Here is a 16,094-nt window from a genome sequence, read left to right on the forward strand (position 1 = left end):
ACAGCCGCCCGTCTTTGAGCCGAAAGCCACGCCGGGTGTAGTTCAGCGTCGGATCACACCCGTGCTTCTTCTTGTACCCGGGCATCCCGGCCCGCCGCCCAACAGGCAGCCGACCCCGGATGTCCTTGAGCGCCTTCGCGCGGGACCTGCCGAAGTCCCGGACGATCTGCTGCTGCGGCACCGACGAACCCGCCGCCAGCCACGGCGTCACGGCACGACCCCTGGTCAGCATCCTGTCCAGCACGGCGGGACCGCACTTCTCCCCGTCTTGGTGGGCCTTCCTGGAACGCGCGACGCACTCGTTCCAGATCCACCGGCACCGGTCCCACTCCGCCAGCAGTGCCGTACGAGCCGTCGACGACACGCGAAGCCGGTACGTGTACCGGGCATGCCCACCCTCACCAGCCTCCTTCACCTCCGAACCTCCGACACGACGTCCCCCTCCCACGGCATCCCGACTCCCGCTCACCGGCTTCCACCACGAGACCGTACGTGCGGCACACGCACACCTGTACCCTCCTCACGACACAGCCACCACAACCAGCGAACGCGGGCACACGTGTTCGCTTTTCTCCTCGTACCGGCTCTGCGGGTGCCTCGCGCCCCAGGAGACCGCACACGGCGACGCCCCACACTGCCGCCACGGGATGCGATTCCTCCCCGGCGTGAACGCCGGGGCATCCTCGCAAGAGTCAGGTGACGAAGCGACGGACCCCGACCGGGACTTCAACCCGTGTTGGACAGGCGGTCCAGCCACTCCGTGAACATGGCCGTCTCGGCGGAGGTGAAGGCGGGGCTCGGGTTCTGCCGGAGCAGCGCGCCGAGGCGGGTCGCGGCGGCCGGGACTCCGGGGGCGCCGGAAGCCGCCGGAGCGCCGGGGGCGGTCACGTCCGGGGTGAAGACCACCGCGTGCACCGCGTCCCGTACCCGGCGCGACAGGGTCTCGTCCGTGAACGTCGCCGGGCGGGAGACCAGCATCAGGCAGACGCCGACGTTGGAGGACATGATCATCTGCGCGGCGAGTTCGGGAGCGAGCCGCAGCTTGCCCTGTTCGGCGGCCCGGCGCAGGTCGGCGGTGAGGATCCGGTGGGACTCCAGGGCCGCGGCCGGCGGTGTGCGCATCGCCGGGGAGTTCATCAGGCGGTAGAGGTTCGGGTTCCGCAGGGCGAACTCGGTGTGGCCGTCCCAGCCCTCGCGCAGGTCCTGGACCGGGTCCGTGCCGGGGTGCCGTTCCCGCTTGGCCGCCAGGTAGCGCTCCCAGCCGTGGTCGACGACGGCCGACAGCAGACCTTCCTTGTCCCCGAAGTGGCGGTAGAGCGCGGGGGCGCCGACCCCGGCGGCCTCGCACACGGCCCGGGTCGAGACGTCACCGTCCGGGGACCGCGCGACCAGTTCGGCGGCCACGGCGAGGATGCGTGCCCTGGTGCTCACGGGCGCGTCGGTGGCCGGGCCGGTCTCGCCGGGGGTACTGGCGTCGCTGCTCATCTCGGGGTTCCTGACGTCGTCGGAGCGGGAGGACCGTCGGGCGTCAGGCGATGCCGCCGTTGGCGCGCAGGACCTGGCCGTTGACCCAGCGGCCGTCGGGGCCCGCGAGGAAGGCGACGACCGAGGCGATGTCCTCGGGGGTGCCGAGGCGCTCCAGGGGCGGCTGGGCGGCCATGCGCGCGATGGTCTCCTCGTCCTTGCCGTCCAGGAAGAGGGCGGTGGCGGTCGGGCCGGGGGCCACGGCGTTGACGGTGATGTCCCGGCCGCGCATCTCACGGGCGAGGATCATGGTCATCGCCTCGACGGCGCCCTTGGTGGCGGCGTACGCGGTGTAGCCGGGGATGGCGAGGGCCAGCACGGAGCTGGAGAAGTTGATGATCGCACCGCCCGGGCGCAGCCGGCGCGCGGCCTGCTGGTCGACGACGAACGTGCCGCGGATGTTGGTGCGGTGCATCCGGTCCAGGGCGTCGAGGTCGAGGTCGACGAGCGGGGCCAGGGTCATGACACCGGCCGCGTGGACGACGACGTCGACACCGCCGAAGGCCTTCTCGGCCGTGTCGAAGAGAGCGGCGACCTCCGCCTCCTCCGCGACGTCGGCGCGGAAGGCGACAGCCTGGCCGCCCGCCTCACTGATCGCCGCGACCGCCTTGTCGGCCTCGGCGGCATTGCCCGCGTAGTTCACGACGACGGCGTATCCCTCACCGGCCAGCCGCTCGGCGCTCTCGCGGCCGATACCGCGGGAACCGCCGGTGACGATCGCGACGCGCGGGGAGGTGCTCGGCTGCTCGCTCATGGCGTTGCTCCTTGTCTCGGCCGGGGCAGCGGGGTTCACCACCCTGATGAGAGCAACGCTAACATTCAGTCGGTAGCGACGCTACCTGCGAGGTCGGCCGTCGGTCCGGATCCGGTACGGCGTCCGGGTCTCATGCCCGCCGCATCGCCCGGACCGCCAGCCACGCGCACAGCGCGGCCAGTGGCAGCTCGGCACAGAGCGCCATCGTTGCCGCCGCGGCGAGGTCACTCCCCGCCGCCGCGGTCGTGGTGTCGAACCAGGCGTCGATCACGAGCAGCGTGGCGGTCGTGGTGGCCGCCAAGGGGTGCCGTCGGTCGCCGCGGACGGCGAGGACTCCGGTGGCGATCAGGCCGGCCGCCTCCAGCGCGTCGAGACCCACCCAGGTGACCGGCCAGTGTGCCGCGCTCGCGGTGTCCGGCAGCCCGGTCGCCAGCACGTACAGCCAGGGCAGCAGAGCGAGCCCGCACACGACCAGCAGCCACCCGGCCCAACCGACCAGCCGCGAACCCGGCTCAGCCCCGGCCGCCTCCCGCTCCGACGGGTCCGACGGGTCCGACAAGCCGGAGGGGTCCGACGGGTCCGACAAGCCGGAGGGGTCCGACGGGTCCGACAAGCCGGAGGGGTCCGACGGGTCCGGCAAGTCCGAGGGGTCCAACAGGTCCGACGGGTCCGGCCCGGCATGGCCGTGCAGTGGAAAACACTCCGCGCCCTCGCCGCCTTCGGTTGCGAACTCCTCCGCGTGCAAGGCCAGTTGTCGCATGCTCTCGCTCCCCTTCCCGCGTGCTCTCCCTTTCACGGCCTCCAGCCTCCGCCGCACACCCAGGCGTCGTCAGTCACCCAGGTACCCCGACCTGAGGTGGAGAAAAGTGCACCCCGGCCCCGGGCAGTAACGTCATGGCCTGGCGGCGACCTGCGGTTCTACTGTTCGGGTATGCGCTTCAAGACGTGGCAACCGGACTTCCTGTGGCGGCCGTTCGGGGACGCGGGGCGCGCCATCGCGTTCCACTGCGTCGGCATCGCGATCCAGTCCGGAGTGCTGCTGGTCCTGGCGCTGCCATGGATCTACTTCGTGCCGACGGCGCTGTGGGCCGTGACGGTGGCCGTCGTGGTGCCGTCGGCCGCCGTGGTGCTCGCCGGTCCGCTGCTCACCCGGGTGCAACGGGCCCGTTTCCGCGAGCGGCTCGGCGTGGTCGTGCCCGCGCCCGCGGGTCTGGCGGAGCGGCCCGGACGGCCCGGCATACGGCAGTGGCTGCGCTCGGCTCCGGGACGCCGCCAGTTGCGCTACCACCTGCTCGCGGGCCCGCTGTGCGCGCTCGGCGGTCTGGTGGTGCTGGTGCTGTGGGCAACGGGGGGCGCCGCGGCCTCGATCTACGTGTGGCTGTGGGTGACCCCGTGGCAGTGGCGGGCGGAGAACGCGGGGTACGTCGTGAAGGCGGCCTATGTCACCGCCGCCGGTGTCGCCCTGCTCTACGCGAGCGCCTGGCTGGCGAAGGCGCTCGCCCGCGTCGACACCCGCGCCGCGAACACGCTGCTGGGGCCCAGCCGCGAGGAGGAACTGACCCGGCGGGTGGCGGACCTCGCCGAGAGTCGCGCCGGCGTGGTCGACGCGGCCGACGCCGAGCGGCGGCGGATCGAGCGCGATCTGCATGACGGCGCACAGCAACGCCTGGTGGCGCTCGCCGTCAACCTCGGCCTCGCCAAGGCAACCCTCGGCGACCTGCCGGAGGAAGCCCGCAAGGTGATCGACGAGGCGCACCGCGAGGCGAAGGAGGCGGTCGCCGAGCTGAACGACCTGGTGCGTGGCCTGCATCCGGCGGTCCTGGAGGACCGCGGGCTCGACGCCGCCCTCTCCGGCGTCGCCGCGCGCCTGCCCGTACCGGTGCGTCTGTCGGTGAGCCTGCGGCGGCGCCCATCGCCCACCGTCGAGGCGGTCGCGTACTTCGTGGTTTCCGAGACCCTGACGAACGTGGTCAAACACGCTCGGGCTTCGAGTGCCGACGTGACCGTCGAAGAGACGAGGGGGAGACTGTTGATCGCCATCACGGACGACGGTGTGGGAGGCGCGGATCCTTCGGGTGTCTCGGGCACCGGGCTCACCGGACTCGCCAAGCGCGTCGCGTCCGTCGACGGCACGTTCTCCTGCCGCAGCCCCCTCGGGGGCCCGACCGTTGTCACCGTGGAGCTGCCGTGCGCGCCGTGATCGCCGAGGATTCCGTCCTGCTGCGGATCGGGGTGGTCAAGGTACTGGAGATGGCCGGCTTCGAGGTGTGCGCCGAGGAGGCCGACGCGGCGGGGCTGCTGTCAGCGGTCGAAGAGCACCGGCCGGACATCGCCGTGGTCGACGTCCGCATGCCGCCCGGCTACACGGATGAGGGGGTACGAGCCGCTCTCGTGATCCGCCGGCAGTGGCCGGACACCTCCGTGCTGTTGCTGTCGCAGTACGTGGAGGAGCGGTACGCGGTCGATCTCCTCGCCGCCAACACGTCCGGCGTCGGTTACCTGCTCAAGCAGCGGATCGCCGACGTCGAGGAGTTCGCGGAGTCGGCACGCACGGTGGCGGCCGGAGGCACCGCGTTGGACCCGCAGGTCGTCTCACAGCTGCTGATGCGCCGCCACAGCGATCCCCTCGACCGACTGACGCCACGTGAGCGCGATGTGCTGGAGCTCATGGCGGGCGGCCGGTCCAACTCCGGGATCGCGGCCGAACTCGTCGTGAGTGAGAGCGCGGTCGCCAAGCACATCAACAGCATCTTCACCAAGCTCGACCTGCCCAGGGCGGACGCCGACCACCGCCGGGTGCTCGCGGTCCTGCGCTTCCTCGGCCTGGCGAACACCTAGAGGGCTGCTGAACACCTCACCCCGGCCACACGATCGCCTGCACCTCGCTGTACGCGTGCAGGGCGTACGAGCCCACGTCGCGGCCCACTCCGCTCTTCTTGAAGCCGCCGAAGGGGGCCTCCATGTTGCGGCCGACGGTGTTGACGCCGACGCCGCCCGCGCGGAGCCGGCGGGCGACGCGGAAGGCTCGGGCCACGTCCCCGGACCAGACGTAGTCGATCAGGCCGTAGTCGGAGTCGTTGGCGAGGGCGATCGCCTCCTCCTCGTCGTCGAAGGGCAGGACGACGACGACCGGGCCGAAGATCTCCTCCCGGACCACCCTCATGTCCGGTGTGCAGTCGGCGAGAAGGGTGGGGGCGACATAGAACCCGTGGGGCAGGGAGGGGCGTTCGCCGCCTGTCACCACCCGTGCGCCTTCTTTGCGGCCGAGTTCGACGTAGGACTCGACGCGGTCGCGGTGGGCCGCCGAGATGACCGGGCCGACCACCGTGCCCTGCTCCCGTGGGTCACCCACTTTCAAGTGACCTGCGTAGGCCGCCAGTTGCTGCACCAGCAGATCGTGCACGCCCCGCTGCACCAGCACCCGCGTCGGCGCCGTGCAGATCTGCCCGCTGTAGAAGGAGAAGGTCGTGCCGATACCCGACACGGCCGACCCCAGATCGGCGTCGTCGAAGACGATCGCCGCGCCCTTGCCACCCAGCTCCATCAGCTGGCGCTTCATGCCGCGCCCGCACACCTCGGCGATCCGCTGCCCGACCGCCGTCGAGCCGGTGAAGCTGACCATGTCGACGTCCCCGGAATCGACCGCGGCCTCGCCGGACTCCGCCGTCGAGCCGCTGACCACGTTGACCACGCCCGGCGGCACGCCCGCCGCCTGAAGCGCCTCGGCCATCCGGTACACGGAGAGCGGGTCCTGCGGGGCCGGTTTCACCACCACGGTGTTGCCCATCGCGAGGGCGGGGGCGATCTTGCCGGCCGGGTTGGCCCAGGGATTGTTGTACGAGGTGATGCAGGTGACCACGCCGACGGGCTGGCGCACGGCGAGCGCGCCCATCACGGCGGCCCCGCCGAAGGGGCCCGCCTCGTTGATCTGCGGCGGCAGTGGCCGCTCGACCGGTTCGGGCCGCGCGTAGCGCCGGAAGCGGGCCACTCCGACCCCGACCTGCATGCCCCGGGCCGTCCCGGTGGTGGCGCCGCTCTCCGCCTGCGCGAGGGCGGCGTACGGCACGAAGTCGCGCTGGATGAGGTCCGCCGCGCGGGCGAGGACGGCGCCCCGCTCCTCGGCGGGGGTGCGCGACCACGGTCCGAGGGCCTCGCGGGCCGCCGTCGCCGCCGCGTGCACCTGGGCCCGCGAGGCCTCGGGGGCCAGCCCGACGACCTCCTCGGTCGCCGGGTCGGTCACCTCGTAGAACCCGTTGTCGGGGGCCACCCACGATCCGCCGATGAACAGCCGCTGCTCGGCGGCCCCGGGGGCTTTCCCGCCGGCGCCCGTCACCGGGTGCTCACCGTCCGGGTGTCGCGGCCCGACCGCAGCACCTTTCCCGGCACCGCGCCCGTCACCACGTCCTCCCGGATCGACTCGACCCCGTTGACCCACACGGCCTTCACCCCGATCGCCCGGGAGTCCAGCCGCGGACTCTCACCCGGCAGGTCGTGCACGAGGGTGGCCTTGCCGGCGTCGATCCGCTCCGGGTCGAACAGCACGAGGTCCGCATGGAAGCCCTCCGCGATCCGCCCGCGCTCACGCAGCCCGAAGAGCCGTGCCGGATCGTCCGTGAGCATCTTCACGGCCGCCTCCAGCGTCGTCAGCTTCCGCCCGCGCAGACAGTCCCCGAGGAACCGGGTCGTGTACGGGGCCCCGCACATGCGGTCCAGATGGGCGCCCGCGTCGGAGCCGCCGAGCAGGACGTCCTGGTGCTGCCAGGTCTCTGCGCGCAGCGCCCAGGAGTCGGGGTCGTTGTCGGTGGGCATGGGCCACAGGACCGTCCGCAGCTCGTCGGCCGCGCAGATCTCCACCAGGCAGGCGAAGGGCTCCTGGCCGCGCTCGGCGGCGATGTCCCGCACCACGCGCCCGGTCAGGCCCGCGTTCGCCGCGCTGTAGGTGTCGCCGATGACGTACCGGCCGAAGTCGGCGAGCCGCCTGAAGACGCCCGCCTCCTTGCTCCGGGCGCGGCGGAGCATCTCGGCGCGCACCCCGGGGTCGCCGAGCTTCGCGATGCGCTCGGGGACGGGCAGGGCGAGGACCGGTCCCCAGCCGGGGATCAGGTTCAGGGCGCAGAAGGTGCCGAGCGACATGTTCATCGGGGTGAGGATCGGCATGGTGAGCGCGACGACCCGGCCGCCGGACTTGCGGGCGCGTTCGCTCGCCTCCAGCTGGCGCGGGACGCGTTCGGGGACGGCGGCGTCGATCGTCAGGACGTTCCAGTTGAGCGGGCGGCCCGCCACCGCGCTCATCTCGACGAACAGATCGATCTCGGCGTCGCTGAACTGGTCGAGGCAGCCGGCCACGATCGCCTCGATCTGGGTGCCCTCGTGCTCCCCCACGGCCTGGGCGAGGGCCAGCAGTTCGGCGGGCCCGGCGTGCCGGGAGGCGACCGGCCTGCCGTCGCCGTCGGAGTGGGTGGAGGACTGGGTGGTGGACAGGCCCCAGGCTCCGGCGTCCATGGCCTCGTGGAACAGCCGCAGCATGGCGTCGAGTTGCTCCGGCGTCGGCTGTCCGCCCACCGCGTCGGGGCCCATCACGTACCGGCGCAGCGCGCAATGGCCCACCATGAAGCCCGCGTTGACGGCGATCCGTCCCTCCAGGGCGTCGAGGTACTCACCGAAGCCGTGCCACGTCCAGGGCGCGCCCTCCTCCAGGGCGACCAGGGACATGCCCTCGACCTTGGACATCATGCGGCGCGTGTAGTCGGCGTCCTCGGGACGCGCGGGGTTCAGCGGGGCCAGCGTGAACCCGCAGTTGCCGCCCGCGACCGTGGTGACGCCGTGGTTGAGGGACGGGGTGGCGTACGGGTCCCAGAAGAGCTGGGCGTCGTAGTGCGTGTGCGGGTCCACGAAGCCGGGGGCGAGGACGAGTCCGTGCGCGTCCTCGCTCGTCCGGGACGGCTCGGTGACCGTGCCGATCACGGCGATACGGCCGTCCCGTGTCCCCACGTCCGCGGTGTACGCGGGCGCGCCCGTCCCGTCCACGACGGTCGCGCCCCTGATCAGGTGGTCGAGCATCGCGGAGGTACCTCCTAGACGGCTTGGCGGAACCGGGTCGTGCGGTGCACCGGGTCCGTGTCGATCTTCGGGATGACGTGTTCGCCGATCAGCCGGATCGTCTGGAGGGTCTCCTCCTTGGGGACCCCGACGGGCAGTCCGAAGCTGAGCTGGTCGGCGCCGGCCTGTTCCCAGCGCTTGCACTGGGTGAGCACCTCACCGGGGTCTCCGCAGATCAACAGCTCTTCCTCGATGAGGAGTTCGACGAACTCCGCGTTGTACTCGGGGAGCGTCTCGGGCCAGACGGGGAAGCCTTCGGGGCGCGGGAACGTGTCGTGGTAGCGGAAGACGAGGGAGGGCAGGTAGTGCAGCCCGCCGGCTACCGCGATCCGGATCGCCTCGTCGTGGGTGGGCGCGCAGATGGCGGTGGTGGTCACCATGACGTTGTCGTTGACGAAGTCCCCGATGGGTTCGGCGTTCACGACGGCGGTCTTGTACTGCTCCAGGACCCACTCCATGTCGGAGACCTTCTGCACGCTGAAGCCGAGCACACCGAGCCCCTTGCGGGCGGCCATGGAGTACGAGGGCGGCGACCCGGCGGCGTACCACATCGCGGGGTGCGACTTCCCGTACGGCTTGGGCAGGATCTTGCGCGGCGGGAGCGACCAGTGCTTGCCCTGGAACCCGACGTACTCGTCCTGGAGCCACATCTTCGGGAACTCGGCGATGGTCTCTTCCCAGATCTCCTTGGTGTAGTTCATGTCGGTGATGCCGGGGAGGAAGCCGAGGATCTCGTGCGAGCCGGCGCCGCGTCCGGACCCGAACTCGAAGCGGTTCTCGGTGAGATGGTCGAGCATGGCGACCTTCTCGGCGACCTTCACCGGGTGGTTGACCTGGGCGAGCGGGTTGAAGATGCCGGAGCCGAGGTGGATGCGGTCGGTGGCGTGCGCCAGATAGCCGAGGTAGACGTCGTTGGCCGAGAGGTGCGAGTACTCCTCCAGGAAGTGGTGCTCGGACGCCCAGGCGTACTTGAAGCCGGATGCGTCCGCCTGGATGACGTACTCGGTCTCCTCCATCAGCGCCTTGTGCTCCGCGAGCGGGTCGGTCAAGGCGCGCTTGCCCACGTATCCCTGTACAAAGAGCCCGAATTCCAAGGAGGTTCACCGTCCCCATCCAGTTATCTGACGTACCGTCAGATTCTTTGAGCCGACTGTTCCACCGCGTGCGTGGACCGTCAATAGCTGATACGTCGTCAGAGAACGCTCACGCCCGCGAGCCAGCCGCCGTCGATCACGAACGGCTGCCCGGTGATGTACGAGGAGTCCTCACCGGTCAGGAACAGGGCCAGCCTGGCCACCTCCTCCGGACGCCCGATCCGGCCGAGCGGCACCAGCTTGCGGTAGAGCTCGTCGAGCGCCTGCGAGGCCTCCTCGGTGTTCGCGCCCGGGTCGAGCTGTGCCGGGTTGCTCATCGCCGTGTCGACGGCCCCCGGGCAGACGGCGTTGACGCGGATCCTCTTGGCCGCGAGTTCGAGCGCCGCCACCCGCGTGAGGCCGACGATGGCGTGCTTGGTCGCCGCGTAGGCGCCGACGTACGCCATGCCCGTGAGCCCCGTGTACGAGGCCGTGTTCACGATCGTGCCGCCGCCCGCCGCAGCCAGTTCGGGTGCGAGCGTCTTGATCCCGAGGAACACCCCGACCTGGTTGACCTGCACGATCTGCATGAACTCGGCCAGCGGGGTGTCGACCAGTTCGTTGAAGCGCAGGATGCCGGCGTTGTTGACCAGCCCGTCGATCCGCCCGTAGGCCCCCCGCGCGGACCGCACCGCCGCGCTCCAGTCGTCCTCCCGGCTCACGTCCAGGTGGACGTAGTGCGCCCCGATCTCCTTGGCGAGCGCCTCCCCCTGGTCGTCGAGCACGTCCGCGACGACCACCCGCGCCCCCTCCTCCACGAAGAGCCGCGCCTCCTGCTCGCCCTGCCCGCGCGCCGCGCCGGTGATGAGGACGACCCGCCCGTCCAGCTTGCCCATGCCCTGACTCCCTAGTCGATGTGGGGCGCGACGTCCGCGCCGAACGCCGTGATCTGGTCGAGGAGTTCAGTGCGGCTCCGGCTGCGGAACCGCACCTGTATCTGGTGCACGCCCATCGCGCCGTACTCCCGCAGCGACTCGGCCAGCGCCTCGGGCGCCCCGCTCAGGGTGCGCCGTCCGACCTCCCAGCCGGGCTCACCGACGTACAGCGGCTCGGTGATGGCGCCGATCGTCAGGGGTTCCTCGATGCCCGCCTCGGCGCGCAGGCTCCCGAGCCGGGCGATCTGCCCCGGCAGCCGGTCGCGCGGATCGCCCTGCGGCAGCCAGCCGTCGCCGCGCAGCGCGGCCCGGCGCACCGCGGCGGGCGAGGACCCTCCCACCCACACGGGAACCCGCTCCTGCGCGGGCCTCGGCCGCTGTCCGAGCCCTTCGAAGTCGTACGTCTTGCCGTGGTGGACGGGGAACTCCTCCGGCCCGAGCGCGGCGCGCAGCGCGTCGATCGTCTCGTCGAGAACGGCCCCCCGGCGCGCGAAGTCGGCCCCGACCGCCTCGAATTCCTCCTGCACGTGCCCGGCGCCCACCCCGAGGACAAGACGGCCGCCCGACAGGTGGTCGAGGGTCGCGTACTGCTTGGCCGTGACGAGCGGGTGCCGGAGCCCGACGATCGCGACATGACTGAGCAGGCGCACACGCTCGGTCACGCCCGCGAGGTAGGCGAGCGTGGCGACCGGGTCGTACCAGACGGTGCTCATCGCGCCCGCGAGCCGGCGCGGGATGGCGACGTGGTCGCAGCTCGCGACATAGGCGAATCCGGCACGGTCGGCGGCGCGGGCGATCTCGACGAGGTCACCGGCGCCCGCGTCCGCCTCCCACGGCTCCGCGTAGATGGTGCTCTGCGACTGGACCGGGAGCTGCATCCCGTACGCCAGTCGCCCTTCGGGCAGTACCTGCATGGGCCCGCACCTCTCATCTGACGGTCCGTCATTTTCCAGGCTGCGCTGCCATAGTCATTGCTGACGCATCGTCAGACAAGAGGCGGGCGGGTATCGGTCGTACGGTCCCGTCGGAGCGTTCGGCGCTTCGGCGAACGGGGGATGTTCGGCCCGCCCGGACGCCGGGATGTTCAGCCCGCCCAGAGGCCGTCCGCCGTCAGTCCCAGCAGGTCGATCGCATTGCGCCGGACGATCCGGTCGATCACGTCGGCGCCCAGGTGGCCCATCTGGGCCTCGCCGACCTCACGGGACTTCGGCCAGGTCGAGTCGGAGTGGGGGTAGTCGGTCTCGTAGAGGACGTTGCCGACGCCGATCGCGTCGAGGTTCTTCAGACCGAACGCGTCGTCGAAGAAGCAGCCGTACACATGGTCCGCGAAGAGCTCGGACGGCGGCCTGTGGACCTTGTCGGCGACCCCGCCCCAGCCGCGGTTCTCCTCCCACACCACGTCGGCACGTTCGAGGATGTACGGGATCCAGCCGATCTGGCCCTCCGCGTACATCACCTTCAGGTTCGGAAAGCGCTCGAACTTGCCGCTCATCAGCCAGTCGACCATCGAGAAGCAGCAGTTGGCGAAGGTGATGGTGGAGCCGACCGCGGGCGGCGCGTCGGCGGAGGTCGACGGCATCCTGCTGCTGGAGCCGATGTGCATGGCGATGACGGTGCCCGTCTCGTCGCACGCGGCGAGGAAGGGGTCCCAGTCGTCGGTGTGCACGGACGGGAGCCCCAGATGGGGCGGGATCTCGGAGAAGGCCACCGCGCGTACGCCACGGGCAGCATTGCGCCGCACTTCGTCCGCCGCGAGCCGGGCGTCCCAGAGCGGTACGAGGGTCAGCGGTATCAGGCGCCCCCGGGCCTTGGGCCCGCACCACTCCTCCACCATCCAGTCGTTGTAGGCCCGCACCCCCAGAAGGCCCAGCTCACGGTCGGTCGCCTCGGTGAACGTCTGCCCGCAAAAACGGGGAAAGGTGGGGAAACAGAGGGCGGACTGGACGTGGTTGACGTCCATGTCGGCCAGTCGCTGCGGCACGTCGTACGAGCCGGGACGCATCTGCTCGTACGTGATGACTTCGAGCCTGATCTCGTCACGGTCGTAGCCGACCGCCGTGTCGAGGCGGGTGAGCGGCCGGTGCAGGTCTTCGTAGACCCACCAGTCCCCGACGGGACCGTCGTCACCCGGAGCACCCATCACGGGGGCGAACTTCCCACCCAGGAAGGTCATTTCCTTCAGGGGCGCCCGGACGATACGGGGGCCCGTGTCCTGGTACTTCGCGGGCAGCCGGTCCCGCCAGACGTCAGGGGGTTCGACCGTGTGGTCGTCCACCGAGATGATCCTCGGGAAGGCGGTCCCGGCGTCCGCCGAGGGGCTCTGCGCGGTTTCCGTGGTCTCCATACGGGCCACGGTAGCGCTGATCTGACGACCCGTCAGCCATCCGTCGGTTGTGCGCCCGCTCTCCGCCGGCCGATACGGTCGGCGGTAACGGAACGGCGAATTCAGGCGGATGCGTGGGGAAGCTGTGTGAGGACCGTGTGACCTATCGGGCGGTGCCCTGTGATCGCCGTCTCGCACGGCTGACGCATCCGCCATGAACAAGGCAAACTGGGCTCGTTGTACTGACAGTTCGGCAGGGGGACAGCGATGGACGGTGTGCCGCGAGTACCGAAGCAGTGGCACCCGGGCTCCGAGGAGCCCGCGGCGTTGCGCTTCAGCGTGCTCGGCCCGGTACGCGCCTGGCTCGGGGAAGACCCGCTTCCGGCCGGGTCCCCGCAGCAACGCGCCCTGCTGGCCGCGCTGCTGCTGCGCGACGGGCGTACGGCCACGGCATCCGAGCTCATCGACGCCCTGTGGGGCGACGAACCCCCCTCCCAGGCGCTGGCAGCCCTGCGGACGTACGCCTCACGCCTGCGCAAGACGCTCGGTGCCGAAGTCCTGGTGAGCGAGTCCGGCGGCTACGCGATCCGCTCCCTGCGCGAGGGAGCGCTCGACCACGTACGCGCGCAGGAACTTGCCGCCGACGCCGAGAAGGCGCGCGGCTCGGGTGACCTGTCCCACGCCCGCGACCTGCTCCGGGACGCCCTCGCCCTGTGGGACGGCGAACCGCTCGCGAGCATCCCCGGCCCCTACGCGGAGACGCAGCGGGCCCGCCTGGAGGAATGGCGCCTGCAACTCCTCGAATCCCGGCTCGACATGGACCTGGAGCAGGGTTACCACGCGGAGGCGGTCTCCGAACTCACGGCGCTCACCGCGGCACACCCGCTGCGCGAACGCCTGCGTGAACTCCTGATGCTGGCGCTGTACCGCTCGGGCCGCCAGGCCGAAGCCCTTGCCGTGTACGCGGACACCCGGCGGCTGCTCGCCGACGAACTGGGCGTGGACCCGCGGCAGGGCCTGAAGGAACTCCAGCAGCGCATACTCCAGGCGGACCCGGGCCTCGCGGAGCCCTCCGCCCCGAAGGCGGAGCCCGCCCCGGTCCTCGTCCGCCCGGCTCAACTCCCGGCGACCGTCACCGACTTCACCGGCCGGACGTCCTTCGTGCAGGAGCTCAGCGACGTCCTCGCCTCGGCATCCTCCGAAGACGGCCGGGTCATGGCCGTCTCGGCGCTGGCGGGCATCGGGGGCGTGGGCAAGACGACGCTCGCGGTGCATGTCGCCCACCAGTCCCGCGGGGCCTTCCCCGACGGGCAGCTGTACGTCGATCTGCAGGGCGCCGGATCGCGGGCGGCCGAACCGGAGACCGTCCTCGGCGCCTTCCTGCGGGCCCTCGGAACGGCCGACTCGGCGATCCCGGACTCGCTGGAGGAACGCTCGGCCCTCTACCGCTCCGTCCTCGACGGCCGCCGCGTCCTGGTCCTGCTGGACAACGCCCGCGACGCCGCCCAGGTGCGACCGCTGCTGCCCGGCACCGAGGGCTGCGCCGCCCTGGTGACCTCGCGCATCCGGATGGTGGACCTGGCGGGCGCCCATCTGGTGGACCTCGACGTGATGTCGCCCGAGGAGGCGTTGCAGCTCTTCACGAAGATCGTGGGCCAGGAGCGGGTCGCCTCCGAGCGGGAGGCCGCCCTCGACGTGGTCGCGGCGTGCGGCTTCCTTCCCCTGGCCATCCGCATCGCGGCGTCCCGGCTCGCCGCCCGCCGCACCTGGACGGTGTCGGTGCTCGCGGCGAAGCTCGGCGACGAGCGGCGCCGCCTGGACGAACTCCAGGCCGGCGACCTGGCGGTCAAGGCCACCTTCGAACTCGGCTACGGCCAGCTGGAGCCGGCCCAGGCCCGCGCCTTCCGCCTGCTGGGCCTCGCCGACGGCCCGGACATCTCACTCGCGGCCGCGGCGGCGGTGCTCGACCTCCCGGCCGAGGCCACCGAGGACCTCCTGGAGTCCCTCGTCGACACCTCCCTGCTGGAGTCGGCGGCCCCCGGCCGCTACCGCTACCACGACCTCGTACGCCTCTACGCGCGCTCCTGCGCCGAACGCGACGAACAGCCCCCCAGCGAGCGGGCGGCGGCCCTTTCGCGACTGCTGGACTTCTACCTGAGCACGGCGGCCGGGGTGTACGCGATCGAGCGGCCCGGGGACCGGCTGGTGGACCATCTGGAGCCGACGGCGTACCAGGGCCTGGTGTTCGAGGACCGGCACCGGGCGCAGGACTGGCTGTACTCGGAGGCGATCTCCCTGCTCGCCTGCGTCCGCCAGTCCACCAGGGGAGGATTCCTCCGGCGCTCCGTCGACGCGCTGTGGGCCTCCGTGGATCTGGCGGAGTCCGGCACGAACTCCAAGGCGTACGAGGGGGTCGCCTCCGCCCTGCGGGAAGCGGCCCAGGAGGCCGACGACGCGCACGCGGAAGCGCGGGCCCTGGTCACCCTGGCCTACGTCCACTACTACACCGGACGCTTCGCCCCCGCCCGTGAGGCCGCCGCCCAGGCCCTCGAACTGGCCGCCGAGACGGACCACCTGACGAGCTGCTGGGCCTCCAACACGCTCGGAGTGATCGCCCTCTACCAGAACCAGTACGACGACGGCGAAGCACATCTCACCCGGGCGATCGAGAGCTTCCGGGCCTGCCACGACCGTGCCGGCGAGGCGAGCGCCCTCTGCAACCTCTCGCGCATCCACCTCGCCACCGGGCGCACCGGGAGTGCCGTGTCGCTGGCCCAGCAGGGCACCGACACGTACGACGACATGGGCCACGCGCTCAAGGGCGCCAACGGCCGCTACGCGCTGGGCCTCGCCCTCACCCAGAGCGGTCGGCTGTCCGAGGCGACCGCCCGTCTGGGAGAGGCGCTCGCGGTCTTCCGCGACAGCCGCCAAAGGCTCTGGGAGGGCATGTCCCTGTTCCGCCTCGCGGAGGCCGATCTCGCCGCCCAGCGTCCGGCGCAGGCGGCGGCGAACGCCGAGACGGCCCTGACGGTGCTGCGCGGCATCGGCGGCGAGTGGCGCAGGGGCAACGTCCTCATCGTGCTCGGCCAGGCCCTGAACGCGATCGGCCACTCCGGCCGGGCCCAGGTCTGCTGGCGCGAATCCCTCGACATCTTCCAGACGTTGGGGGCCCCCGAGGCCGCCACGGTCAGGGCGCTCCTCAACCCGCTGGCCGTCGCATAGGACCTCATAGGCGTTCGCGTGTGCGGTCGTTCATCGTTCGTTTATCGCTACCCGGCAGTCTCTGTCTTGTCGATCCGTCGCGTCGGGGGGCAGATGGGACGACCTGAGGCCGTAGCACTAAGGTAATCGGCCCCGAGTGCCCGTCCGGCGGCCCACGGGGGAGC

The 16,094-nt window shown here is 71.5% G+C and carries 12 protein-coding genes and 1 pseudogene; 3 read left to right on the forward strand and 10 right to left on the reverse strand.

Features of this window, described 5'->3' with window-relative positions:
- The 4 genes and pseudogenes from N4G66_RS00005 to N4G66_RS00020 all read right to left on the reverse strand — a co-directional run.
- A pseudogene (locus N4G66_RS00005) lies at positions 1-415 on the reverse strand (RNA-guided endonuclease TnpB family protein); the annotation flags it as partial.
- Between the two features lie 311 nt (positions 416-726).
- Entirely contained in the window at positions 727-1,485 is a 759-nt protein-coding gene (locus N4G66_RS00010) for a TetR/AcrR family transcriptional regulator (protein WP_261701758.1), read from the reverse strand.
- A gap of 43 nt (positions 1,486-1,528) precedes the next feature.
- Positions 1,529-2,278, reverse strand: a complete 750-nt coding sequence (locus N4G66_RS00015) for an SDR family oxidoreductase (protein ID WP_261701759.1) — start codon at positions 2,276-2,278, stop codon at positions 1,529-1,531.
- A 130-nt stretch (positions 2,279-2,408) separates the two neighbouring features.
- A complete protein-coding gene (locus N4G66_RS00020; RefSeq protein ID WP_391858724.1) occupies positions 2,409-2,837 on the reverse strand; it encodes a hypothetical protein in 429 nt (142 codons plus the stop codon).
- A gap of 372 nt (positions 2,838-3,209) precedes the next feature.
- On the opposite strand from N4G66_RS00020, the gene N4G66_RS00025 reads away from it, so the two are divergent.
- On the forward strand, positions 3,210-4,478 hold the full coding sequence (locus N4G66_RS00025) for a sensor histidine kinase (protein ID WP_261701760.1): 1,269 nt from the start codon (positions 3,210-3,212) through the stop codon (positions 4,476-4,478).
- A complete protein-coding gene (locus tag N4G66_RS00030) occupies positions 4,466-5,116 on the forward strand; it encodes a response regulator (RefSeq protein ID WP_261701761.1) in 651 nt (216 codons plus the stop codon). The genes N4G66_RS00025 and N4G66_RS00030 overlap by 13 nt, the downstream gene beginning before the upstream one ends.
- A gap of 16 nt (positions 5,117-5,132) precedes the next feature.
- Here the strand turns inward: N4G66_RS00030 and N4G66_RS00035 are convergent, their stop codons facing one another.
- The 6 genes from N4G66_RS00035 to N4G66_RS00060 all read right to left on the reverse strand — a co-directional run bounded on the left by N4G66_RS00035 (position 5,133) and on the right by N4G66_RS00060 (position 12,729).
- Positions 5,133-6,611, reverse strand: a complete 1,479-nt coding sequence (locus tag N4G66_RS00035) for an aldehyde dehydrogenase family protein (protein WP_261701762.1) — start codon at positions 6,609-6,611, stop codon at positions 5,133-5,135.
- On the reverse strand, positions 6,608-8,338 hold the full coding sequence (locus tag N4G66_RS00040; RefSeq protein ID WP_261701763.1) for an N-acyl-D-amino-acid deacylase family protein: 1,731 nt from the start codon (positions 8,336-8,338) through the stop codon (positions 6,608-6,610). Before N4G66_RS00040 ends, N4G66_RS00035 begins: the two co-directional genes overlap by 4 nt.
- A 14-nt stretch (positions 8,339-8,352) precedes the next feature.
- Positions 8,353-9,471 carry an LLM class flavin-dependent oxidoreductase gene (locus tag N4G66_RS00045; protein WP_391858725.1) on the reverse strand — a complete coding sequence of 373 codons (1,119 nt, stop codon included), beginning with the start codon at positions 9,469-9,471 and terminating at the stop codon, positions 8,353-8,355.
- Between the two features lie 98 nt (positions 9,472-9,569).
- Complete coding sequence (locus tag N4G66_RS00050; protein WP_261701765.1) at positions 9,570-10,346, reverse strand: SDR family NAD(P)-dependent oxidoreductase; 777 nt, start codon at positions 10,344-10,346, stop codon at positions 9,570-9,572.
- Positions 10,347-10,357: 11 nt separating this feature from the next.
- The gene (locus tag N4G66_RS00055) at positions 10,358-11,299 is read right to left on the reverse strand and encodes an LLM class F420-dependent oxidoreductase (RefSeq protein ID WP_261701766.1); all 942 of its coding nucleotides are present in this window, start codon (positions 11,297-11,299) and stop codon (positions 10,358-10,360) included.
- Between the two features lie 170 nt (positions 11,300-11,469).
- Positions 11,470-12,729 (reverse strand): amidohydrolase family protein, encoded by a 1,260-nt coding sequence (locus N4G66_RS00060; protein ID WP_261701767.1) that lies wholly within the window; start codon positions 12,727-12,729, stop codon positions 11,470-11,472.
- Between the two features lie 246 nt (positions 12,730-12,975).
- Between N4G66_RS00060 and N4G66_RS00065 the strand changes: the two genes are divergently transcribed.
- A complete protein-coding gene (locus tag N4G66_RS00065; RefSeq protein ID WP_261701768.1) occupies positions 12,976-15,930 on the forward strand; it encodes an AfsR/SARP family transcriptional regulator in 2,955 nt (984 codons plus the stop codon).
- Positions 15,931-16,094: the final 164 nt, after the last annotated feature.

Source organism: Streptomyces rhizosphaerihabitans, assembly GCF_025399795.1.
Taxonomy (GTDB): Bacteria; Actinomycetota; Actinomycetes; order Streptomycetales; family Streptomycetaceae; genus Streptomyces; species Streptomyces rhizosphaerihabitans.